This is a genomic window from Cytobacillus firmus DS1 (genome assembly GCF_000565285.1).
Taxonomy (GTDB): Bacteria; Bacillota; Bacilli; order Bacillales; family Cytobacillaceae; genus Cytobacillus; species Cytobacillus firmus_A.
The window spans coordinates 66546-88750 of sequence record NZ_APVL01000004.1; the positions used below are offsets into that span (position 1 = coordinate 66546).

A 22205-nucleotide genomic window follows, 5' to 3' on the forward strand; every position below is an offset into this window, starting at 1 on the left:
GAGAAATATAGCTTGAATGAGACATAAGGGGCAATTTTAACAAGGGGGAGAAAGCTTGGTCACAACTAATCCATTTATTGAGCTGCGTCGAGAGCTGCACAAAATACCGGAGCTTGGGTTCCGTGAATATAAAACACAGCAGTTTCTATTAAATTATCTGTATAGTCTTCCTCAGGACAACATGGAAATTAAAACTTGGAAAACAGGCATTTTTGTAAAAATAAGCGGTATGAATCCTTCCCGGATGATTGGGTATCGTGCTGATATAGACGGCCTTCCGATTGCAGAGGAGACAGGCCTGCCGTTCAAATCAAAGCATGATGAACAAATGCATGCCTGCGGACATGATTTCCATATGTCGATTGCACTGGGGCTAATAACAAAATTCACAGCTGAACCAATTAACGATGATTTGCTGTTTATTTTTCAGCCGGCTGAAGAAGGGCCTGGCGGAGCAGAACCCATGCTTAGATCTGAAATAATGAAAGACTGGAAGCCGGATATGATATTGGCCCTCCATATTGCTCCGGAATATCCTGTCGGAACCATCGCTTTGAGAGAAGGCTTGCTGTTTGCAAATACGTCGGAACTTTTTATTGATTTAAAAGGAAAAGGGGGACATGCCGCATATCCGCATAACACCAATGATATGGTCGTGGCAGCATGTACCCTGGTCAGCCAGCTTCAGTCCATTATTTCAAGGAATGTTGATCCCCTGGACAGCGCAGTCGTTACAATCGGAAAAATAACAGGTGGCACTGTTCAAAACATCATAGCTGAAAAAGCAAGGCTTGAAGGTACCATTCGCACACTATCCCCAGAATCAATGAAGAAAGTAAAAAGCAGGATTCAGGCACTTGTCAAAGGAATTGAAGTTGGGTATGAATGTGAAGCTTCAATCGACTATGGCAGCATGTATCATCAGGTTTATAATGAGGAAACCTTAACAAGGGAATTCATGGATTTTGCCCGCACCAATACAGACATCAATGTGGTTGAATGCCGTGAAGCCATGACAGGTGAGGACTTCGGCTATATGCTTGAAGAAATTCCGGGCTTCATGTTTTGGCTTGGCGTCGATTCAGAATATGGACTTCATCATGCCAGGCTGAATCCAAATGAAAATGCAATCGAAACTGCAATTGAATTGATTGCAGCATATTTAAAGTATAAAGGCTGAAGCACATTTACCCATAAAAAAAGCTGATTTCATATGATCCTATTAGGATCTGCGAAATCAGCTTTTTGTTTTCGATTTAACACAGTCTAACGGGCAGTAAGACCCCCACTACAAGGCTCAGTGGAGCCAATGGGGGATAAGTGGGGGATAAAGAAAATCCCACTGATTGAAGATTCACTTTATCCGGTGGAACTTTCTGTTCCTGTCTGTTTTTGTATCAGCACCTGATGGGGGAAAGGAATTTCAATCCCGTTAGCTTCCAAAGCTTCCTTCAGCGCTTTTCTAAGCTGCCGTTCGACAGCCCACTGTTCCATGTTTTCTGTCTTGGCAATGATTCTTAATACTACATCAGATGAGCCTAATGTTTGTACGCCGATGACATTAGGTCCTTCAACAATTGCCTGGTTTTCTTCAGCAATCCTGTCACATGCTTCCTGAAGGACTGTGATAGCTTCATCAATATTGTCATCATAAGAGATTCCTATATCAACCAGTGCGCGCATGTTGCCGCGGGAATGGTTACTCAGACTGGTAATCTCCCGGTTGGGCAGATAATGCAAAGTTCCGTCAAACCCTCGGATTTGAGTCGTTTTTAATCCAATTTGCTCCACTATTCCTGAGTAGCTTCCTGTTGTTACATAATCGCCTACATCAATTTGCCTTTCCAGCAAGATAAAAAATCCTGTTACTACATCACTGACAAGTCCCTGTGCTCCAAAGCCGACTGCTAAACCAATTACCCCCGCACCGGCCAGAATGGCAGTTGCCTTTATACCAAAAACTTGCAGAATCGTAACAGCGAATATAAAAATAAGAACATATGAGAATATGTTTTGAGCAAGACTTAGCAGTGTTTTCGATCTTCCGGGAGATATTCTTTCCTTCTTCGATATTCCTTCAAAGCTCTTTTGGATGATTTTGTTCCCCGCTGATTTAACGATTAAAAATGCAAAATAGATAGCTGCAAGCTTTAATAAAATAAGGCCTGCATCAATCAGCAAGGCTTCCCAATTTATTTGCGAAAAATTTAGGTATTCCATCTTCTCCTGTCCTTTCAATATTAGTAAAGTCATCATTTTATCGCAACAATGTTTTATATGCAAACGGTTAGCCTTTCCAGCCAATGCAATGCCAGAGAAAATATTGGGAAAAAAACAGCTGAGTACTTATAAGGTTGATTTTGAAAAAAGTGAAAAATCAAACAAAAAGGGGTGGAAAAATACTTCGAAACTCGATATATTTAATATTACGTTCTAACTTTTCGAATTTTTCCGCAAATTAAAAGGGGGTATGCAGATGGAAACATTTAAAAAGTTAAAGCAATATTATTGGCCATTTAAACATTACTTTATTTGGTCCATATTTTTTCTTTTTATCGTGACAGCTATAACGGTTGTGTATCCAGTGATCCTGCAGGTGACAATTGATGAAGTGGTCATTGGAGGGAATTATGGGTGGATACCCTTTTTGGCTTTAGGCTTTATTGCCATAATGGCCGTAAAGGGGGCAGCGACTTATATCCATCAGTACACCGGTGATTTATTTGGAATCACATCGGTCTATAAGCTTAGAAATGTATTATATGAAAAATTGCAGTTTCTGCCTTTCAGATATTATGACAATGCGAAAACAGGCGATTTAATGTCCCGGCTTACTGCAGATGTTGAGGGATTCCGGTTCTTTCTTTCATTCGGATTTTCTGAACTCATTCGTTTTTGTTTATTGATCCTTATCAGTATGTCGGTCATGTTTTATTATTCTGTTCCCCTGGCTATTGTCACACTTATCACCCTGCCTTTTCTGGCAGTAGTCACCTTTAAATTCGACAAAGCTGTGCATCCGGCATTCCGGGGCATCCGGAAATCATTCGGGCGCCTGAATACAAAAGTTCAGGAGAATATAAGCGGAATTAATACTGTGAAGTCATTATCGCGGGAAGATTTTGAGATTAATAAATTCAATGACTCTAACAGTGATTATAAGGATAAATATCTCTTTACATCGGATATTTGGGCCAAATACTTTCCTTTAATGGAGTTTCTGGGCAATTTAAGTGTTGTACTGCTTCTGGCTTACGGTGGTTATCTTGTTATGGCCGGCAGTCTGAATCCAGGGGAACTTGTCGCCTTTTACAGCCTTGTCTGGTATATTATGTGGCCCATTATGAACTTAGGCTTTATTGTTAACCTATTTTCACAGTCAAAAGCGTCAGGAGAGCGGCTCATTGAGATCCTTGAAGCAGATAATGAGATTGAGGATATCGATTTATGTGTTAATGCAGAGCGATTGCAGGGTGAGGTGGAATTCCGTAATGTTACTCTGAAATATACGAAGGATGACAATGACGCTTTATCGGATATCTCTTTTCATGCAGAGCCGGGAAAGGTGATTGGATTAATCGGCTCTACGGGATCAGGTAAAACGAGCTTAACACAGCTTATGACAAGATTTTATGAGCCAGTTGAAGGTAGTGTGATGATTGATGGGATAAATGTGCAGGAATACTCTCTCCAGTCTCTGAGAAGTAACATCAGCTTTGTACTTCAGGAATCTTTCTTGTTTTCTTCTTCAATTAAAGCGAATATTGCATTCGGGAAGCCGGATTCAACCATGGAGGAAATTATTGAAGCTGCCAAACGTGCGCAGGCTCATGAATTTATCATGGAGCTTCCTGATCAATACGATACCGTTCTTGGCGAGAGGGGCATGGGGCTTTCAGGCGGCCAGAAGCAAAGGATTGCGATATCAAGGGCTATTTGTGCAGATCCCAGCATTTTAGTTCTGGATGATGCAACAAGCGCTGTGGATATGGAAACTGAATTCATGATACAAAAAGCATTGAAAGAAGTAATGGCTGATCGAACTACGTTTATTATTGCGCACCGGATTTCTTCCCTTAAGCATGCAGATGAAATTCTTGTGCTTGAGAACGGGAGAGTGGCTGAACGGGGGACACATGAAAAGCTGCTTAAAAACAATGGTCCATATCAGCGGATTTACGATATTCAATATCAGGACCGGGATAAGGTTCTCCAATCAAATGCAGGCTAGGAGGTGCGTTCTTGAAAAAATCTAAACCGGAAAATGACAAAGTGTTAAACAGGTTCCAATACTCTGCTGACGAAGTGATCGAGAAGCCATTTAATTGGAAGCAGATGCTGCGATTATTCAGTTATATGGAGCCCTACAGAAAAAATTTACTTCCGCTCTCCATTATAATGGTATTAGTAAATACGGCAGTCAGACTGATTATTCCTATCTTGATCGGTGTGTATACGTTAGATAAAGCGTTAATCGAAAAAGAAGGCCGGCTGCTTGTCATCCTGGTCTCATTGATTGCATCACTTTACACGATTTCTTACGCTGCAAACTATTTCAGGATTAAATGGATGAATAAGCTCGGCCAAAGTGTTATTTATGATCTTCGAAAACATTTATTTACACACGTACAGACGCTCTCACATCGTTTTTTTGATCAGCGTTCGGCAGGGTCCATACTGGTAAGGATCATGAATGACATTAATTCTCTCCAGGAGCTTTTTACAAATGGAGTCATAAATCTGCTGATGGATTTGATCATGCTGGCAGGGATTTTTATTATTTTATTTACACTAAGTCCTGAACTGACTTTGGCAATAATGGTCATCCTGCCCATCATGTTTTTTATTTCAACCAGTTTGCGGAGAAATATCCGCAGATCCTGGCAAACTGTCCGGTTAAAACAATCCAAATTGAATTCTCACTTAAATGAGAGTATTCAGGGTATCAGGATTACCCAGTCTTTTACACAGGAAAAAGAGAATATGACATTCTTTGATGGTGTGAATACGGAGAACTTTGAAAGCTGGAGGGTTGCCTCCCAGAAGAATGCTATGTTCAGGCCGCTGGTTGAATTGACCAATGCCCTGGGTACAGCTGTACTGATTTGGTTTGGGGCGCATCTGATTCAGACCGGGTCAATATCGATCGGTGTCTTTGTTTCTTTTGCCTTTTATTTAGGGATGTTCTGGGAGCCTATTTCCCGGCTTGGTATGGTTTATAACCAGCTGCTCATGGGAATGGCTTCCTCTGAAAGAATCTTTGAATTTCTTGATGAGCAGCCAATCGTATCAGAAAGGAACAATGCTGTGAATTTGCAGGAGATAGATGGCAAGATTGAATTTGAGAATGTCATTTTTTCTTACGATGATAAAAGAACAGCCCTAAATGGAGTTTCATTTGAGATAAAATCGGGGCAGACAGCAGCGCTTGTCGGTCATACAGGATCTGGAAAAACAACGATAGCGAACTTAATCAGCCGTTTTTATGACCCTTCGGGAGGTACTGTAAAAATAGATGGCTATGATTTACAGGATGTTTCTTTATCAAGTTTGCGCAAGCAAATCAGTGTCGTGCTGCAGGATACTTTCATATTTTCCGGCACAATCTGCGATAACATCCGTTTTGGCAGGCCAGATGCAACGGATGAAGAAGTAGTGGAAGCAGCCAAAGCTGTCGGTGCACACGGATTCATTGAAAAACTTTCAAAGGGATATGAAACCGAAGTGGAGGAAAGAGGGAATATATTATCGGTCGGAGAGAGGCAGCTGCTCTCCTTTGCCCGCGCTTTGCTTGCAGACCCGCGTATTCTTATACTTGATGAAGCTACTGCAAGTATTGATACAGAGACAGAGATGAAGATCCAGCAGGCTTTAAAGACACTTTTGAAGGGCAGAACAGCCATAATTATCGCCCATAGGCTGTCCACAATCCGGGAATCTGATCAAATTTTCGTGCTCGATCATGGAAATATTTTAGAGCAAGGAAATCATGAGGAATTGATGAATGCGAAAGGTGAATATTTTCATTTGGTTAAGGCACAATACAATATGCTTGAAGCAATTTAATGAACAAAAAACCTCCGTGAGGAGGTTTTATTTAAAGATAAGAAAGTATAAAATTTTGAACGTAGATACCTGTCTAGCGCAAGCAGCCTACCCCCTCGAGGTCACAAGCTTGTCTAGTTGCGGCTCCTAGTGACTCTGGGTCATAAGCTGTTTCCTTCCAGAAGGAAAAACGCCTTCTTGCAGGAACCGTCTTATGCCTGTCGTCCCTGGGCAGTCGCCTCCACTTTTCGAGCAAGCCTCCCAAAAAGGCAAAGAACGCCTTTCCGGGAGGCTCGTCTTGTGCTTGAGGCCCCCAGGATGGGGGTCATGCAGACGTTGCCACAGGACGTGGCGTTCTTAGTCTGCGTTCATTCGTGGGCAAGGCGCTTGCGCTTTTCTTATGTCATTAAGTAATGTCTAATCGCTATACTCCTGTGTGTGCTATTATGGTATTATTGTCTATATTGCTAACTTTGCTGGGGGAAGATAGGATGAAAAAAGAATTTGCTGTTATCGGACTTGGACGTTTTGGAGGAAGCATCTGCCATGCTCTGGCAGAAGAAGGCATGGAAGTAATGGCGATTGATGTAAATGAAGACCGTGTGAACGAATTTGCGAGAGTTGCTTCGCACGCTGTAGTTGGCGATACCACAGACGAATCCGTTATCAAGAGTTTGGGAATACGTAATTTTGACCATGTTATTGTGGCGATTGGCGATAATATTCAGGCCTCTATCCTTACAACCTTAATATTAAAAGAGGTAGGAGTTAATAAGATTACGGTTAAAGCGCAAAATGATTATCATGCTAAAGTATTGAGGAGAATAGGTGCCGATCAGGTTGTTCATCCTGAAAGGGATATGGGCAGAAGGATTGCCCACAGTATTGTGTCAAATAATGTTCTGGATTATCTGGAACTCTCTGATGAGCATAGCATAGTAGAAATCGTGGCTAATGAAAAACTTGCCGGCCACAGCATTATAGATCTTGATATCCGGGCAAAGTACGGAATCAACATTGTTGCAATTAAAAGAAAAAAAGAAATTATCGTTTCTCCGCAGGCAAATGAAAAAATACAATTTGACGATATTCTTATTGTTATTGGAGCAGACGTAGATATCAACCGTTTTGAAAAGAAAGTGATGTCTTAATTTGAAAAAGGCTGTATCTCTCATGTGAGCGATACAGCCTTTTTTTAGTATATACTTATACCTCGTGGGATTTTTTAAACTTCCATGATAATCGGCAAGATCATTGGACGGCGCTTTGTTTTTTCATAAAGGAATGGTGCAAGCGTGTCAGTAATTTCATTCTTGATTTCTGACCATTGAGTTGTCCTGCGTTCCATAACCTTGCTTAAATGTTTTGTAATGAGTGCCTGTGCATCATTGATTAAATCTCCGGATTCCCTCATGTAGACGAACCCGCGGGAAATTAAGTCAGGGCCGGCAGCAATTTTGAAGTCCTTCATATTGATGCTCACTACGACAACCACTAAACCTTCTTCAGAAAGAATGCGGCGGTCCCGTAAAACAATATTTCCGATATCACCGATTCCGCTACCGTCAATATAGACAGATCCAGACGGGATTTTTCCGGCAACCTGAGCAGAATCTTCGCTGAGAGCCAGAACTTCACCATTATCCATGATGAAGCAGTTTTCTTCTTCCACTCCACAATCTACAGCCAATTTAGCATGCATTTTCTGCATTCTGTATTCACCATGAATCGGCATGAAGAATTTTGGCTTTATTAAACGAAGCATTAGTTTCTGTTCTTCCTGGCCGCCATGTCCGGATGTGTGAATATCACTTAATTTGCCATAAATGACTTCTGCACCTGCACGGGAAAGTCTGTCAATCGTTCTGCTGACACTGATTGTGTTCCCTGGAATAGGTGAAGAAGAGAATACAACAGTGTCGCCAGGAATGATCTGTATCTGGCGATGCGTTCCATTAGCAATTCTTGAAAGGGCCGCCATCGGCTCTCCCTGGCTTCCTGTACAAAGAATTGTCACCTGGTTGGCTGGAAGTCTGTTAATTTGATGTGCATCAATAAAAGTATCCTTTGGTGCCTGGATGTATCCTAATTCCTGTCCGATATTTATGGCTGCTTCCATACTTCTGCCAAAGACAGCAATTTTTCTGCCATTTGTAACGGCTGCTTCAGTCACCTGCTGAAGACGGTGGATATTTGAAGCGAAGGTGGCGAAAATAATCCGTCCTTCAACTTTCCGGAAGATGTCATGAATGCTGTCGCCAACCCGGCGTTCAGACATGGTGAATTCAGGAATTTCACTGTTTGTACTGTCAGAAAGCAGGCAAAGGACGCCTTCTTTACCGATTTCAGCCATTTTCGTCAGGTTGGCCGGCTCTCCTACAGGGGTAAAATCAAATTTGAAATCCCCGGTATGAACAACTTGTCCTGGCGGTGTTTTGACAACGATTCCATATGAATCAGGAATACTATGAGTTGTCCTGAAGAAAGTCACGGATGTTTTTCTGAATTTAATGATATCGTCTTCTTTGATTTCATGAAGAGTGGTCTGTCTTAATAGTCCGTGTTCTTCAAGTTTATTTCTCAGGAGCCCCAGAGCCAGCTTTCCGCCGTAAACCGGGATGTTAACTTCTCTTAGAAGATATGGAATTCCTCCAATATGGTCTTCATGTCCATGAGTGATAAATAACCCTTTTATCTTATCTTCGTTTTTAACTAAGTAAGTGTAATCAGGAATAACATAATCGATTCCGAGAAGTTCGTCCTCAGGAAATTTAATTCCGGCATCAATCAGGATAATTTCATCCTGGAATTGTACCGCGTAAGTATTCTTTCCGATTTCCCCAAGTCCGCCCAGGGCAAAAACGGCTGTTTGATCATTTTTAACAAATTTCATAAATTACTCAATCTCCAATACTTTAAAGTCTTCACTTTGTTTTTCATATTCCAGGAAATCTCCTTGAACAGATGCTACAAATTCAATATTATAGTTCCGGTCAGCCAGCTTCTTGCGAACGTCTCTTTCTGAATCGCCTTCCACAAAAATAGTTTTTGTTTTTTCTCTAACCGGTACCTCTGTCTTGGATTCCTGATAATATACCTTGAAAATCATTTCTATCTCTCCTTAATCCGATAAAAAACTTTTATCTATTATATAAAATAATAACATGTATTACATGTTTTTTCCTGCGGGATATGAATATTTATTCTTCTCAATGCTAATACGCTTCCGAATCTATGTAAAAAGTATACTGATAACCAATTTACAATAAGGAAGGAGCCCTTCGCAAGTTTGAAGGGCTCAAAATTGTCAGGCAATAGATTTTTTTCGAAGCAATTCATTCCACTGTTTTAAAAGCTTCTTTCTCAGCTTCTTTAACATAGTGGATCAACTCCTTACTTTCTATTTTAAACGATCCTTGTCCAAAGTAAAGGCAGCAGGGGCGTTTTAAACAGATTTTTGTAATTAATGTGGCTGCTTTTGATACTGTCCGGCCCGCTTTGGCAGGCTGTACAAGCTTCTCTTTTTTTGTCTGCGATCCTTCGCAGGTAAGGGTATTCCGCTTTTCTTTATTATATTATATGGTAAAATAGATAAATCTATCGTGGGTAAAAATGGAAATTAACATTTTTAAAAGTAACGAAATTGACTTTTTCACTTTATGGGTTTAGTGTTTTATTACGATAAACTATGAAATAAAAGCCGGTTGAATAACGTTTGAAAGGAAGTTTGTTATATATGAAAAAGATTGTTTTCTTTGATATAGATGGAACCTTATTGGATCACGAAAAAAATTTGCCGGACAGTACGAAAGAGGCGATTGACAAGCTGAAAAAGAATGGGACTTTTGTGGCGATTGCTACCGGCAGAGCGCCTTTCATGTATGAGAACTTGCGCAGCGAGCTTGATATTGATTCATTTGTCAGCTTTAACGGCCAATATGTCGTATTTGAAAACGAGCCCATATACCGCAATCCACTTAAAACAGCTGAAATTGAAAAGCTATACCGGCATGCACAGTCAAATGGACATCCGTTAGTGTTTATGAATGAGAAAACAATGAAAGCTTCGGTAACCCATCATCCATTTATTGAGGAAAGCATGGGGAGCTTAAAGTTCCCGCACCCTGAGGAAGACCAGGAGTTTTACAGCGGCAGGGAATTATATCAATCACTGCTCTTCTGCGAGGAAAAGGATGAGGGTAAGTATATTTCATCATCTGTATATCCTGATTTTGGCTTTATCAGATGGCATCCATATTCCGTTGATGTTTTGCCTGCCGGCGGATCCAAAGCTGAAGGGATAAAGCAAATGATAAAAAGGCTTGGGTTTGACTTGAAGGATGTATATGCCTTTGGAGATGGGCTCAATGATATAGAGATGCTGAATGCAGTCGGAACGGGGATAGCAATGGGCAACGCAGAAGAAGTGGTTAAGAAGGCAGCAGACCATGTAACTTCTGGAGTAGACCAGGAAGGAATCTGGAAGGGATTAAAGGAACTTCAATTAATATAGCATCGCAAAAAGCCCCCAATTCAATAGCTGGAGGCTTTCTTTTGTTATGCTGAGACTGCTTTTGCTTTCTATCGTTCTATAGCAATGGCATTTTCAATTGGCTGAAACGGATTTTGTTTGTTGATGTGATCGTAAAACATGATTCCGTTAAGATGGTCAATTTCGTGCTGAAACACAATGGCAGGCAGCCCTTTTAGCTTGAGTTTTATTTCATTGCCCTCCAGGTCTGTACCTTTAACAGTCACTTTTGCATATCGGGGCACAAAACCGGGTATGGATTCATCAACAGACAGACAGCCTTCTCCTGCAGCCAGATAAGAACGCTGCACAGAATGGCTGATGATCTTAGGGTTGAAGAATGCATAACTGAACAGCTCTCCGTTATAGGTTACATGAACAGCGATCATCCTCTTGGAAACATTAATTTGAGGAGCAGCTAATCCAATGCCTGCCCTTAAGCCATATTTTGCAGCAAGCTCAGGATCTTGGCTGTTTTTTACGTATTCCATCATTTCCCGCAGGATTCGTTTTTCTTCTGCAGATGGAGGCATGTTTACTTCCGAAGCAATTTTCCTTAAAGTTTGGTGGCCGTCGCGTATAATATCTTTCATGCTCAGCATGATTATCACTCCCGCTATGTAATAAAGAATAAAAAAATGGCTAAATTATTGGCAAGAAGACCATATTGGAAAGCCAAAAATACGCTAGGTATTAATTTTATTTTATTATATTCAGTCTATCAGAGCGGTGCAAAAAAGTTAATAAGAGAAGGCGCCTTTGGCACCTTCTCAAGTAATTAAAACTTCCAGCAAGCGCAGCCAACTATGATTAAGAGAATGAATAATACTACTATTAACGCAAAACCTCTGCCGCAGCCGGCACCCGCTACTGGATAACCGCATCCATAACCGTATCCGCCATATCCGTACATGAAGGATAACCTCCCTAAAGTAAGATTATCGTCCATCTTTTTGACTAGCCACATCGGACGATTAATATAGCCTATGTTTTAAATGATGAATGGTGTAGGCCTTTACCCAAGTCATAAAGGAAAAATGAAATGAATAGATTTTATATAAACTTCTAACAAGGACAACCTGTGAACTGTTCTGAAAAGTGTCAAACCAAAAGGCTATTGTCAAACAGGGCAGGTACCTTTATAGTTAAAAATGTTATAAGTAAGGAGGTTTCAACGTGTCAATTTTGAACAAAAGCAGACTGCTGCTTGTTTTTATAATTGTGGCTATCTTCCTCTCTGGCTGTATAAACAAGCCAAAACCTGAGGAAAAAATGTATGATGTTCTGGAAAATGTAGTTGCAAAAGAAAAGGATTTTGAAAAGCAGCAGGAACCGCTCGTGAAGCTGGAGAAAAGAGAAAAGGAATTATACGATAAAATAATCAACCTTGGAATGAAGGATTTCGAGGAAATAAAAAAGCTGTCTGACGAGGCTTCCACCATTGTGGAGAAGCGGAAAAATCATATGGAGAAAGAGCAGAAAAGCATACAGGCTTCAAAAAAGGAATTTGAATCATTATCTCCGATCATAGAGGAGATAGAGAGTCAAAAATTGAAAGCTAAAGCTAAAGAACTGTACGAAATTATGATGGACAGGTATAAAATACATGACACTCTTTTTGAGGATTATTCCAAAGCGCTGCAATTAGATAAAGAACTGTACGCGATGTTTAAAAAGGAAGACCTTACTCTCGAACAGCTTGAAAATCAAATTAGCGAAATAAATGAAATGTATGAAAAGATCCTGTCTTCAAATAAACAGTTCAATGAAAAAACAAAAGAGTATAATGAAGCAAAACTGGATTTCTATAAAGAAGCAGGGCTCGAATTAAATACAGACGAATAATATTTATGCCGGCATGATAAATGCGCGGCATTTTTGTTTTTTTGGCTATTAATGCGTATGGAAACACCCGATCGGAATGAATCCGCTTTCATTTTTTTACGCTGGCGTCTTTATTTTAAAATAATGACTGGTGTAGTTTCTTTACTATAACACATGAAAATATAGTAGTTTTTTATAGTACAGAAAGGGTGTGAGCGTTAATACAGTTTTAGGATTTGATATTGAATATAAAAAGTATGGTAACTGTGAAAAACAAAAAGCAAGGTGATTGACGAAGGTCCTGAAGGTGTATTAAACTAAATCTCGTAAGTATTTCTGTATCAATTTTGTTGCAAAATAAACTAATACAGAATATGATAGTTAAAGATGAACAGAAAGACGTTTTTTTAGAAGTGATCTGTGGAACACTATTTATAAGTATGCATATGGCAGAAAAGAACGTTCTGCTATTTAGAGATGCTATTAAAAACATGCCTGAAAGAGTATCTTTTTTCGCTTTTTGAAAGAGTATCTAATATGGCTTCGTTTTGGGTAACCTAAATTTTGTGTATAAAAACTCTTAATTAACGTCTTTTTATGAAAGGAAAGGGTGACTGATATGGCTTCTAAAACAAAGAAGGCACAATTCGATGCGAAAAAACAGCTCGAAACAGTTGAAGAACAGTTCCAAACTCTACAAATTTTAAATGAAGAAGGCAAGGTTGTTAATGAATCAGCAATGCCTGATTTAAGCGATGAGCAGCTTCAGGAATTAATGCGCCGCATGGTTTATACCCGCATTCTTGACCAGCGCTCCATTTCTTTAAACAGACAAGGCCGTTTAGGCTTCTATGCTCCAACAGCTGGCCAGGAAGCATCGCAGCTTGCTTCCCAATTTGCATTGGAAAAAGAAGATTTCATTCTTCCGGGTTATCGTGATGTGCCTCAAATCATTTGGCATGGTCTTCCATTATCCCAGGCTTTCCTATGGTCAAGAGGTCACTATGAAGGCGGAAATATCCCTGAAGGTGTAAATGTTATTGCCCCTCAGATTATCATTGGTGCTCAATACATTCAAACAGCAGGTGTCGCGCTTGGAATGAAGAAGCGTGGTGAAAAGACAGTTGCGATTACTTACACTGGTGACGGCGGTGCCTCACAAGGTGATTTCTACGAAGGAATTAACTTTGCGGGAGCATTTAAAGCACCGGCAATTTTTATTGTTCAAAATAACCGCTTTGCTATTTCTACTCCTGTTGAGAAGCAATCTGCTGCTAAAACTATTGCACAAAAAGCAGTTGCTGCAGGAATTCCGGGGATCCAGGTTGATGGAATGGACCCGCTTGCTGTGTATGCTGCAGTACGTGAAGCTCGAGAGCGCGCAGTAAATGGTGAAGGCCCAACACTTATTGAAACTCTAACTTATCGTTACGGACCACACACAATGGCAGGGGATGATCCAACTCGCTACCGTACTTCAGACCTTGATAACGAGTGGGAAAAGAAAGATCCTCTTGTTCGCTTCCGCAAATTCCTTGAAGATAAAGGAATCTGGAACGAAGATATGGAAAACGAAGTAATTGAACAAGCAAAAGAAGATATTAAAGAAGCAATTAAAAAGGCTGATGATACACCTAAGCAAAAGGTAACTGACCTTATGAACATCATGTATGAAGAAATGCCTTACAACCTAAAAGAACAGTATGAAATATACAAAGAAAAGGAGTCGAAGTAAGCCATGGCGCAAATGACAATGATTCAGGCAATTACTGATGCTCTTCGCACAGAATTGCGCAACGATCCGAATGTATTGGTATTCGGTGAAGATGTGGGCGTTAACGGCGGCGTTTTCCGTGCTACCGAAGGCCTTCAAAAAGAATTTGGCGAAGAGCGTGTATTTGATACACCGCTAGCTGAATCCGGAATCGGCGGTCTGGCAGTCGGTCTTGGTTTACAAGGCTTCCGTCCGGTACCTGAAATCCAATTCTTTGGATTCGTTTATGAAGTAATGGATTCTATTTCCGGTCAACTGGCACGTATGCGTTACCGTTCCGGCGGAAGATATAATTCCCCGGTAACAATCCGTTCACCATTCGGGGGAGGGGTACATACTCCTGAAATGCACGCCGACAGCCTTGAAGGCTTAATGGCTCAGCAGCCTGGACTAAAGGTTGTTATCCCTTCAACTCCATACGATGCAAAGGGACTGCTTATCTCAGCTATTCGCGATAACGATCCTGTTATCTTCCTTGAGCATATGAAATTGTATCGTTCTTTCCGCCAGGAAGTACCTGAAGAGGAATATACAATTCCGCTTGGCAAAGCAGAAGTTAAACGTGAAGGTTCTGACCTGACAATTGTTACTTACGGAGCAATGGTCCATGAATCTTTAAAAGCGGCTGAAGAGCTTGAAAAAGAAGGGAAATCTGCCGAAGTTATCGACTTGCGTACAGTTGCACCTCTCGATATTGAAACAATTATTTCATCTGTTGAAAAGACAGGAAGAGCAATTGTGGTTCAGGAAGCACAAAAGCAAGCTGGTATTGCAGCAAATGTCGTGGCAGAAATTAATGACCGTGCAATTCTTAGCCTGGAAGCACCAGTTCTGCGTGTAGCTGCGCCAGATACAGTATTTGCTTTCCCGCAGGCTGAAACAGTTTGGCTTCCAAACTATAAAGATGTAATTGAAACAGCTAAAAAAGTACTTGAATTTTAATTGAATAACTAATGACACAAGGGGGAAAATATCCCCCTGACGTGTTTTACTAGAACGATTGAAATAATAGGAGGGTGAATTCCATTGGCATTCCAATTTAGATTGCCTGATATCGGTGAAGGTATCCATGAAGGTGAAATCGTCAAATGGTTTGTAAAGCCAGGTGATGAAGTACAAGAAGATGACGTGCTTTGTGAGGTTCAAAATGATAAAGCGGTTGTAGAGATTCCTTCGCCAGTTAAAGGTAAAGTTGAAGAAATCCTTGTAGAAGAAGGTACAGTCGCAACTGTAGGTCAAGTTTTGATTACTTTTGATGCTCCAGGATATGAAGATCTTAAATTCAAGGGAGACCATGAAGAAGAGGCTCCTAAAGAAGAAAAAACAGAAGCACAGGTACAGGCCACTGCTGAAGCTGGACAGGATGTAAAGAAAGAGGAAGCTCCTGCACAGGAGACACCAAAAGAAGGCGTGGTTATTTCTGATACGGATGTGGATCCTAACCGCCGCATTATTGCAATGCCGTCAGTCAGAAAGTATGCTCGAGATAAAGGCGTAGATATTCGCCAGGTAGCTGGAAGCGGCAAAAATGGACGCATCCAGAAAGATGACATTGATGCATTCTTAAATGGCGGTGCTCAAGCTAAGGAAGCGCCCGCTCAGGAAGCTTCACCACAAGCTGAAGCAAAAGAAACTGCACCGGCAGCTGCACAGGCGGTCCCTGCTGGGCAATATCCGGAAACTCGCGAGAAAATGAGCGGAATCCGTAAGGCTATTGCAAAAGCTATGGTAAACTCTAAGCATACAGCTCCACACGTTACATTAATGGATGAAATTGATGTTACGAAACTTGTTGCACACCGCAAGAAGTTTAAAGAAGTTGCAGCAAATAAAGGAATTAAGCTTACATTCCTTCCATATGTGGTAAAAGCATTAACAAGTGCATTGCGTGAATTCCCGGCACTAAATACTTCAATCGATGATGCAGCAGGTGAAATCATCCAGAAGCATTACTATAACATCGGTATTGCGGCAGACACTGAAAAAGGTCTTCTCGTGCCAGTTGTTAAGGATGCAGACCGCAAATCTACATTCGCCATTTCAAATGAAATCAATGAATTGGCTGGTAAAGCACGAGACGGTAAGCTTGCTCCTGACGAAATGAAGGGTGCTTCTTGCACAATAACAAATATCGGTTCTGCAGGCGGACAGTGGTTCACTCCTGTTATCAATCACCCTGAAGTTGCCATTCTTGGAATTGGACGCATTGCTGAAAAGCCGGTAGTGAAAGATGGAGAAATTGTTGCTGCTCCAGTATTGGCATTATCACTAAGCTTTGACCACAGAATTATTGATGGAGCAACTGCACAAAATGCATTGAATCACATCAAGCGTTTACTGAACGATCCAGAACTATTGTTAATGGAGGCGTAATAACAAATGGTAGTAGGAGATTTTCCAATCGAAACAGATACTATAGTCATCGGTGCGGGTCCAGGGGGATATGTTGCAGCAATTCGTGCAGCACAGCTTGGACAAAAAGTTACAATTGTAGAAAAAGCTAATATGGGCGGAGTTTGCTTAAACGTTGGATGTATTCCTTCAAAGGCTTTAATCGCAGCAGGCCACCGCTACGAAAATGCTAAGCATTCAGAAGTAATGGGAATTACAGCTGAAAACGTAAAAGTGGACTTTACAAAAGTACAGGAATTCAAATCCGGTGTAGTCAAGAAGCTTACAGGCGGAGTTGAAGGTCTATTAAAGGGAAATAAAGTTGACATCGTACGCGGTGAGGCTTATTTTGTTGATGGTAATACCCTTCGTGTAATGGATGAAAATTCAGCACAAACTTACACGTTCAAAAATGCAATTATTGCAACAGGATCCCGTCCAATTGAATTGCCAACTTTTAAATTCTCTAAACGTGTTCTTGATTCTACAGGCGCCCTTGCTCTTCAGGAAATTCCTGAGAAAATCGTTGTAATCGGCGGCGGTGTTATCGGAATCGAACTTGGAGGAGCATATGCGAACTTTGGTTCACAAGTAACGATCCTTGAGGGCGCAGATGATATTTTAATCGGCTTTGAGAAGCAAATGTCATCTCTTGTTAAACGCAACCTGAAGAAAAAAGGTGTAGAATTCATCACGAAGGCACTTGCTAAGGGTGTTGAAGAGAATGAAAATGGTGTTACCGTTAAGTTTGAAGAAAAGGGTGAAGAAAAGTCTCTTGATGCAGATTATGTATTTGTAATGGTCGGAAGACGTCCAAATACAGATGAACTTGGCTTAGAGCAAGCCGGTGTTAAGATGACTGAACGCGGTGTTATTGAAATTGATAAACAATGCCGTACGAGTGTGAGCAACATTTATGCGATCGGTGATATTGTTGCAGGTCCTCAATTAGCCCACAAAGCTTCTTACGAAGGCAAGATTGCTGCTGAAGCAATTGCAGGCCATAACGCAGAAATTGATTACTTGGCAATCCCTGCGGTTGTATTCTCTGAGCCTGAATTAGCTTCTGTCGGCTATACCGAGCAGCAGGCTAAAGAAGAAGGAATCGAAGTAACAGCGGCGAAGTTCCCATTTGCAGCCAATGGCCGTGCTCTTGCACTTGATTCCACTGATGGATTCTTAAAACTTGTGACACGTAAAGAGGATGGACTTGTAATTGGAGCGCAGATCGCCGGTGCAAGTGCATCTGATATGATTGCAGAGCTTGGATTGGCTATAGAAGCAGGCATGACTGCAGAAGATCTTGCGATGACTATTCACGCACATCCTACATTGGGTGAAATCACAATGGAAGCAGCAGAAGTTGCTATTGGAAGCCCAATTCACATTGTAAAATAACACAAAAAAATCCTTCCCTGCCAGGGAAGGATTTTTTTTTTGATGATTACGGATTTTCGTTTTCTTCATCCATTGCTTTGGCGAGCGGATAAACTATTTTATCTTTAGATACAGTGCCTTTTATTTCTACTAAAACTTTGTCCTGATATACCAGCAGGATGGCAGGGCAGTTTTCTATCTTATAATTGCTTAAGTGACTTGCTTCTGCTGCTGTTATCACTTTCATATCTTTAATCAGTTCAGGATAGCTTGTCTTTAATTCGATGATGGCATCATAATAGGATATTTCCTGTTCATATTGTTTATGATCAGTAAAAAAAATAAGCTGCTTAACACTGTCATCTATCTTCAGCTCATTTTTTACTTCCTTATGATTGCATGAAGAGGTCACAAGCAAGAGTGCAGTAATCAATAACAATGGCAGACCTTTCATCCTTTTGCCCTCACTTTATAAAAAATTCCACCTTATTACTTAATTGACCTAAAACAGGATAGAAGTCTCGAGAATTTTCCATCCTTCTGACAGAAGGTGAGCAATTCATAATAATCTCCTAATAATTATGAGTATTTTATCATATAGCAAATGGAAATATTAGCTTGTCATTCAAATGATACAGAAATGAAAAATAAGAATATCCTTTTCAACATATATTACAAACACAAGTGTTTCTTTTATTTAAAAAACGGGTAAGGATTAAAAAATTTGGTGGTGGAGTGTATGAAGATTTATACAGCTCTTTTGCTGCAGATGTTAATCTGGAGCGGATATACTTTAATTGAGTGGCTGTCAAAGTATGATCTGCTCATATATAAAGTTATTATGTTTTTTGTTTTTTTCTATTTGGCAATAAATATTGGAAATTGGGTTATTAAATCAGCAAAAAAAACGATTATGGTTACTATCATGAGCCTAAGCTTATATGCTTCTTTCCATTTGGCGATGTCCTGCATTACACATTGGTAATTGGCAAAATGACAAGAATTAAAAAATCGGCACCCATTTACAGGTGCCGGTTTTTTTAGACTTTTTATCTGTTTTTTTTCGGTATGGTTTCTTCTTTAAACGATTTAGCCAGCGATAGAACGATTAAAAGCATAATTACAGTAAAGGGAAGCGCTGCTATAATAGAAGCTCTTTGGAGTGCTTCCAGCCCTCCCGTCCATAACAGGATGGCTGCAGAAGCAGATTGGATAATGCCCCAGACAAATTTCACTTTGCCTGGAGGGTTCAAGTTTCCGTTCGTCGTCTGCATCCCAAGAACAAAGGTAGCTGAATCTGCAGAAGTTATAAAAAATGTGCTGATCAAGAATATAGCCAATAAGCTTAGAACAGTGCTGAAAGGGAAGTTATCAAACACAGTGAACAGTGCAACTTCCATTCCCTGCTGGTCAATTGTTTCCATTATAGGCTTAGCCTCAAAGAATTCAAGGTATATGCCTGTTCCTCCAAAAACTGAGAACCAAAGCGCTCCAAAAAGGGTAGGAACAGCAAGCACGCCAATGACGAATTCTCTTATTGTCCTTCCGCGGGATATTCTGGCTATGAATGTACCGACAAATGGAGCCCATGCAATCCACCATGCCCAATAAAAAATTGTCCAATCCTGAAACCATGTCAATTCCTGATCAAAAGGACTAAGCCTGAAGCTCATGGAAGGAAGGTTTTGAAGATAAGAGCCAATCGTCGTTGTAAACAGGTCCATAATAAAATTTGAAGGCCCAACAAACAGCAGAAATAGCAATAATGAGATAGCTAAAATAATATTTAAATTACTTAAGTATTTAATTCCTTTGTTTAAACCGGTTTGCGCTGAAATCATGAACAAGATCGTCACGACCGCAATAATAATTAATTGAGTGGTGGAATTATTGCCGATACCGTCAAATGTTTCAGAAAGTCCGCCGGATATTTGAATGGCTCCCAGCCCTAATGATGTGGCAACACCAAAAACTGTAGCAAAGACGGCTATAAAATCAATTAATACTCCAAGTGGACCATCCACTTTGCTTCCTAAAATTGGCCTCAATATGGAGCTGATAACTCCCGGTGCACCTTTTCTGAACTGAAAATAAGCGAGTGCAAGCCCAATGACTGTATAAATAGCCCATGGATGAAGTCCCCAGTGGAAGAAGGAGTACCTCATGGCAGCTCTTGCTGCTTCTGGTGTCTGCCCGTCAAGAAAAGGTGGCGCATAGTAGTGATACATTGGTTCCGCAACTCCCCAAAAAACCAGGCCAATACCCATCCCTGCACTGAAAAGCATGGCAAACCAGCTTAAGTAGCTATATTCTGGCCGGTCTGCATCCTTTCCCAGTCGAATATTTCCGTACTTGCTGAATGCTAATAGGATTGAAAAAATTAAAAAGATAGAAGCTGATAAAAGGTAAAACCAGCCGAACTTTTCCAATATCAATCCCTGAACAGATGCTGTAACAGAATCAAGGTTGCCTTTTGGCAGTATGGTCTTAGGTACAAGTCCCCATAAAATAAATATTGCTGTGAATATGACTGAAACCGTAAAGACGGGTGTCAGTTTCTTCATCAAATCCCTCCAGTCTTAATAAGATAAACCTTAATTTAAATAATTCTGTTAAACTTCCAATCCTAAAAATGCAGGCATTTAATTATCCCGCTTTCCTGACAGTTTTTGCTTGATTTTTTAAGCAATTGGAGCTCAGCAGGGGAGAGCAGCTTCCCGAACAAGTTCTATTAAGTAAAATCGAAAGGATGCAGAGATACAGCTAATTTCTAAATTTTACTTTAAAATGTTCAAAACGAACCTGATTCGGGTAAAATCAGTAGGTAATGGTAAGGTTTCTAAAGGGGAACTGCTTTTTAAAATGGCCATGTTACATACTAACACTTATAAAAGTGAGTTTAAAGAAATATGCACTAAGGAGGTCACAATGAGAATAGCTGGGCTTTATATTTGTGTTTTTTTCGTAATTATCCTGACTGCATGTACGGATTTTTCTGCTGTTGAAGGTAAGCCGTCAGAAATGAAAAAAGAAGAAGAAAATAAATTTGCTGATCGTTCTAATGTTCAAGAATCCAAATCGGAAAAAAAACAGGCCGATGCTGCTGAAAAGCCAAAAGAAAAAGCGGTTTCCTTGTCAGAACCGCAATACAGGATAAATGCAAATAATTGGACAATAGAACCAATAAATCAGGCCAGTTCAAAAGTTGTATTACTGACCATTGACGATGCTCCTGATAAAAACGCATTGGAAATGGCCAGGATTTTAAAAAAACTTTCATCACCTGCAATCTTTTTTGTTAACGGGCATTTTATAGATACCCCGGAAGAAGCTAAAGTTTTGAAGGAAATTTATGAACTGGGCTTTGCTATTGGCAATCACACCTATGGCCACCCTAACCTGGAAAACTTATCTGAAGAACAGCAATATAAAGAGATTGTTAGTCTAAATGATCGAGTTGAGGAAATTATTGGAGAGAGGCCAAAATTTTTTCGGGCACCATTCGGGTCTATTACAGATTACAGCAGGAAAATTGCTGAAGAAGAAAACATGGTGCTCATGAATTGGACATACGGGTATGACTGGGAGAAGGAATATCAATCAAAAGAAGCTTTAGCAGATATAATGGTTAATTCACCTTATTTAGTGAAGGGTGCAAATTTATTAATGCATGATAGGGAATGGACAAAAGAAGCCTTAGAGGATATTGTGAAGGGGCTTAAGAATAAAGGATTTACGCCAGTCGATCCAGCTCTGATCAGCACGGAAAAAGAATGAGAACAGCCGCTGCTGTTCTCATTCTTTAAGAATTCAATTATTTTCTTTTATAAAAATACATGACTCTTCCATTGAAAAGATGCAATTCACCTTGAAGTTTTTTAGCGAGGAATTTGCAAAATTCATTTGCCTTGCCTTTATCTCCGAATGTTGCACCTTCCGGCAATGTAACTTGTATGTATGACTGCTCACGTACAGAACCATCTTCATCCTTTACTTTTTCTTTGTCAATGCCAAGCAATATGGCGTTATATCGGTCATGTTGAGAATGCAGGTAAAACCAGGTTCCTTCTGCTTCAGGCTTCTCTTTAATTTCATAAGGAAAAGCGGCATCATTATAGTCCCATTTAATTTGGGTGCCTGTTTTCCCGGTAATATCCCTATAATATAAAAAAAGTTCTTTAAGCTCTTCAGTTGAAATATTTTCCTTAGCTGATGAAGGAACCAGCTTGATAAAAGAATTAGCTGCCAACTTCTTTCCCCCCA

Annotated in this window: 20 protein-coding genes; 12 read left to right on the forward strand and 8 right to left on the reverse strand. The window is 40.3% G+C overall.

The features are described 5' to 3' along the window. The first annotated feature begins 55 nt into the window (after window positions 1-55). Entirely contained in the window at window positions 56-1180 is a 1125-nt protein-coding gene (locus tag PBF_RS06490; RefSeq protein WP_035328576.1) for an N-acetyldiaminopimelate deacetylase, read from the forward strand. A gap of 179 nt (window positions 1181-1359) precedes the next feature. Here the strand turns inward: PBF_RS06490 and PBF_RS06495 are convergent, their stop codons facing one another. Continuing rightward, the gene (locus tag PBF_RS06495) at window positions 1360-2220 is read right to left on the reverse strand and encodes a mechanosensitive ion channel family protein (protein ID WP_035328578.1); all 861 of its coding nucleotides are present in this window, start codon (window positions 2218-2220) and stop codon (window positions 1360-1362) included. Between the two features lie 256 nt (window positions 2221-2476). On the opposite strand from PBF_RS06495, the gene PBF_RS06500 reads away from it, so the two are divergent. From PBF_RS06500 to PBF_RS06510, 3 genes are all read left to right on the forward strand, one after another. Further along, window positions 2477-4231, forward strand: a complete 1755-nt coding sequence (locus tag PBF_RS06500) for an ABC transporter ATP-binding protein (RefSeq protein WP_035328579.1) — start codon at window positions 2477-2479, stop codon at window positions 4229-4231. A gap of 11 nt (window positions 4232-4242) precedes the next feature. Further along, window positions 4243-6066, forward strand: a complete 1824-nt coding sequence (locus PBF_RS06505; protein ID WP_035328581.1) for an ABC transporter ATP-binding protein — start codon at window positions 4243-4245, stop codon at window positions 6064-6066. A gap of 470 nt (window positions 6067-6536) precedes the next feature. Next, complete coding sequence (locus PBF_RS06510) at window positions 6537-7196, forward strand: potassium channel family protein (protein ID WP_035328582.1); 660 nt, start codon at window positions 6537-6539, stop codon at window positions 7194-7196. 74 nt (window positions 7197-7270) lie between these two features. Here PBF_RS06510 and rnjA read toward each other — a convergent pair whose 3' ends face one another. After that, entirely contained in the window at window positions 7271-8938 is a 1668-nt protein-coding gene (gene rnjA, locus PBF_RS06515) for a ribonuclease J1 (RefSeq protein WP_035328584.1), read from the reverse strand. A gap of 3 nt (window positions 8939-8941) precedes the next feature. Further along, complete coding sequence (locus PBF_RS06520; RefSeq protein WP_035328587.1) at window positions 8942-9154, reverse strand: DNA-dependent RNA polymerase subunit epsilon; 213 nt, start codon at window positions 9152-9154, stop codon at window positions 8942-8944. Window positions 9155-9781: 627 nt separating this feature from the next. On the opposite strand from PBF_RS06520, the gene PBF_RS06525 reads away from it, so the two are divergent. Then, the gene (locus tag PBF_RS06525) at window positions 9782-10558 is read left to right on the forward strand and encodes a Cof-type HAD-IIB family hydrolase (protein ID WP_035328589.1); all 777 of its coding nucleotides are present in this window, start codon (window positions 9782-9784) and stop codon (window positions 10556-10558) included. Between the two features lie 68 nt (window positions 10559-10626). Here the strand turns inward: PBF_RS06525 and def are convergent, their stop codons facing one another. Next, the gene (gene def, locus PBF_RS06530) at window positions 10627-11178 is read right to left on the reverse strand and encodes a peptide deformylase (protein ID WP_035328591.1); all 552 of its coding nucleotides are present in this window, start codon (window positions 11176-11178) and stop codon (window positions 10627-10629) included. A 176-nt stretch (window positions 11179-11354) separates the two neighbouring features. Then, window positions 11355-11489 carry a YjcZ family sporulation protein gene (locus PBF_RS25345; protein ID WP_081757237.1) on the reverse strand — a complete coding sequence of 45 codons (135 nt, stop codon included), beginning with the start codon at window positions 11487-11489 and terminating at the stop codon, window positions 11355-11357. A gap of 263 nt (window positions 11490-11752) precedes the next feature. On the opposite strand from PBF_RS25345, the gene PBF_RS06535 reads away from it, so the two are divergent. The 5 genes from PBF_RS06535 to lpdA all read left to right on the forward strand — a co-directional run bounded on the left by PBF_RS06535 (window position 11753) and on the right by lpdA (window position 17963). Beyond that, the gene (locus PBF_RS06535) at window positions 11753-12421 is read left to right on the forward strand and encodes a YkyA family protein (protein WP_035328593.1); all 669 of its coding nucleotides are present in this window, start codon (window positions 11753-11755) and stop codon (window positions 12419-12421) included. Window positions 12422-13019: 598 nt separating this feature from the next. Then, complete coding sequence (pdhA, locus tag PBF_RS06540; RefSeq protein WP_035328597.1) at window positions 13020-14135, forward strand: pyruvate dehydrogenase (acetyl-transferring) E1 component subunit alpha; 1116 nt, start codon at window positions 13020-13022, stop codon at window positions 14133-14135. Window positions 14136-14138: 3 nt separating this feature from the next. Beyond that, window positions 14139-15116: an alpha-ketoacid dehydrogenase subunit beta gene (locus PBF_RS06545; RefSeq protein ID WP_035328599.1), complete on the forward strand. Its 978-nt coding sequence runs from the start codon at window positions 14139-14141 to the stop codon at window positions 15114-15116. 84 nt (window positions 15117-15200) lie between these two features. Beyond that, the gene (locus PBF_RS06550) at window positions 15201-16547 is read left to right on the forward strand and encodes a dihydrolipoamide acetyltransferase family protein (RefSeq protein WP_035328600.1); all 1347 of its coding nucleotides are present in this window, start codon (window positions 15201-15203) and stop codon (window positions 16545-16547) included. A gap of 6 nt (window positions 16548-16553) precedes the next feature. Beyond that, window positions 16554-17963: a dihydrolipoyl dehydrogenase gene (lpdA, locus tag PBF_RS06555; protein WP_035328603.1), complete on the forward strand. Its 1410-nt coding sequence runs from the start codon at window positions 16554-16556 to the stop codon at window positions 17961-17963. Between the two features lie 46 nt (window positions 17964-18009). On the opposite strand, the gene PBF_RS06560 is transcribed toward lpdA, so the two are convergent. After that, window positions 18010-18396 carry a hypothetical protein gene (locus PBF_RS06560; RefSeq protein ID WP_035328607.1) on the reverse strand — a complete coding sequence of 129 codons (387 nt, stop codon included), beginning with the start codon at window positions 18394-18396 and terminating at the stop codon, window positions 18010-18012. 285 nt (window positions 18397-18681) lie between these two features. On the opposite strand from PBF_RS06560, the gene PBF_RS06565 reads away from it, so the two are divergent. Continuing rightward, window positions 18682-18927, forward strand: a complete 246-nt coding sequence (locus PBF_RS06565; protein WP_035328609.1) for a hypothetical protein — start codon at window positions 18682-18684, stop codon at window positions 18925-18927. Window positions 18928-18991: 64 nt separating this feature from the next. On the opposite strand, the gene PBF_RS06570 is transcribed toward PBF_RS06565, so the two are convergent. After that, the gene (locus tag PBF_RS06570; protein WP_035328612.1) at window positions 18992-20506 is read right to left on the reverse strand and encodes a glycine betaine uptake BCCT transporter; all 1515 of its coding nucleotides are present in this window, start codon (window positions 20504-20506) and stop codon (window positions 18992-18994) included. A gap of 364 nt (window positions 20507-20870) precedes the next feature. Between PBF_RS06570 and PBF_RS06575 the strand changes: the two genes are divergently transcribed. Next, on the forward strand, window positions 20871-21719 hold the full coding sequence (locus PBF_RS06575) for a polysaccharide deacetylase family protein (RefSeq protein ID WP_035328614.1): 849 nt from the start codon (window positions 20871-20873) through the stop codon (window positions 21717-21719). Between the two features lie 37 nt (window positions 21720-21756). Here the strand turns inward: PBF_RS06575 and PBF_RS06580 are convergent, their stop codons facing one another. Then, window positions 21757-22191 (reverse strand): DUF1885 family protein, encoded by a 435-nt coding sequence (locus PBF_RS06580; RefSeq protein ID WP_235192213.1) that lies wholly within the window; start codon window positions 22189-22191, stop codon window positions 21757-21759. Window positions 22192-22205: the final 14 nt, after the last annotated feature.

Coding starts and splice junctions, on each gene's coding strand:
- lpdA (WP_035328603.1), top strand. CDS start 16,554: ATGGTAGTAGGAGATTTTCCAATCGAAACAGATACTATAGTCATCGGT.
- PBF_RS06560 (WP_035328607.1), bottom strand. CDS start 18,396: ATGAAAGGTCTGCCATTGTTATTGATTACTGCACTCTTGCTTGTGACC.
- rnjA (WP_035328584.1), bottom strand. CDS start 8,938: ATGAAATTTGTTAAAAATGATCAAACAGCCGTTTTTGCCCTGGGCGGA.
- PBF_RS06570 (WP_035328612.1), bottom strand. CDS start 20,506: ATGAAGAAACTGACACCCGTCTTTACGGTTTCAGTCATATTCACAGCA.
- PBF_RS25345 (WP_081757237.1), bottom strand. CDS start 11,489: ATGTACGGATATGGCGGATACGGTTATGGATGCGGTTATCCAGTAGCG.
- PBF_RS06525 (WP_035328589.1), top strand. CDS start 9,782: ATGAAAAAGATTGTTTTCTTTGATATAGATGGAACCTTATTGGATCAC.
- PBF_RS06545 (WP_035328599.1), top strand. CDS start 14,139: ATGGCGCAAATGACAATGATTCAGGCAATTACTGATGCTCTTCGCACA.
- def (WP_035328591.1), bottom strand. CDS start 11,178: ATGCTGAGCATGAAAGATATTATACGCGACGGCCACCAAACTTTAAGG.
- PBF_RS06575 (WP_035328614.1), top strand. CDS start 20,871: ATGAGAATAGCTGGGCTTTATATTTGTGTTTTTTTCGTAATTATCCTG.
- PBF_RS06510 (WP_035328582.1), top strand. CDS start 6,537: ATGAAAAAAGAATTTGCTGTTATCGGACTTGGACGTTTTGGAGGAAGC.
- pdhA (WP_035328597.1), top strand. CDS start 13,020: ATGGCTTCTAAAACAAAGAAGGCACAATTCGATGCGAAAAAACAGCTC.
- PBF_RS06565 (WP_035328609.1), top strand. CDS start 18,682: ATGAAGATTTATACAGCTCTTTTGCTGCAGATGTTAATCTGGAGCGGA.
- PBF_RS06520 (WP_035328587.1), bottom strand. CDS start 9,154: ATGATTTTCAAGGTATATTATCAGGAATCCAAGACAGAGGTACCGGTT.
- PBF_RS06500 (WP_035328579.1), top strand. CDS start 2,477: ATGGAAACATTTAAAAAGTTAAAGCAATATTATTGGCCATTTAAACAT.
- PBF_RS06495 (WP_035328578.1), bottom strand. CDS start 2,220: ATGGAATACCTAAATTTTTCGCAAATAAATTGGGAAGCCTTGCTGATT.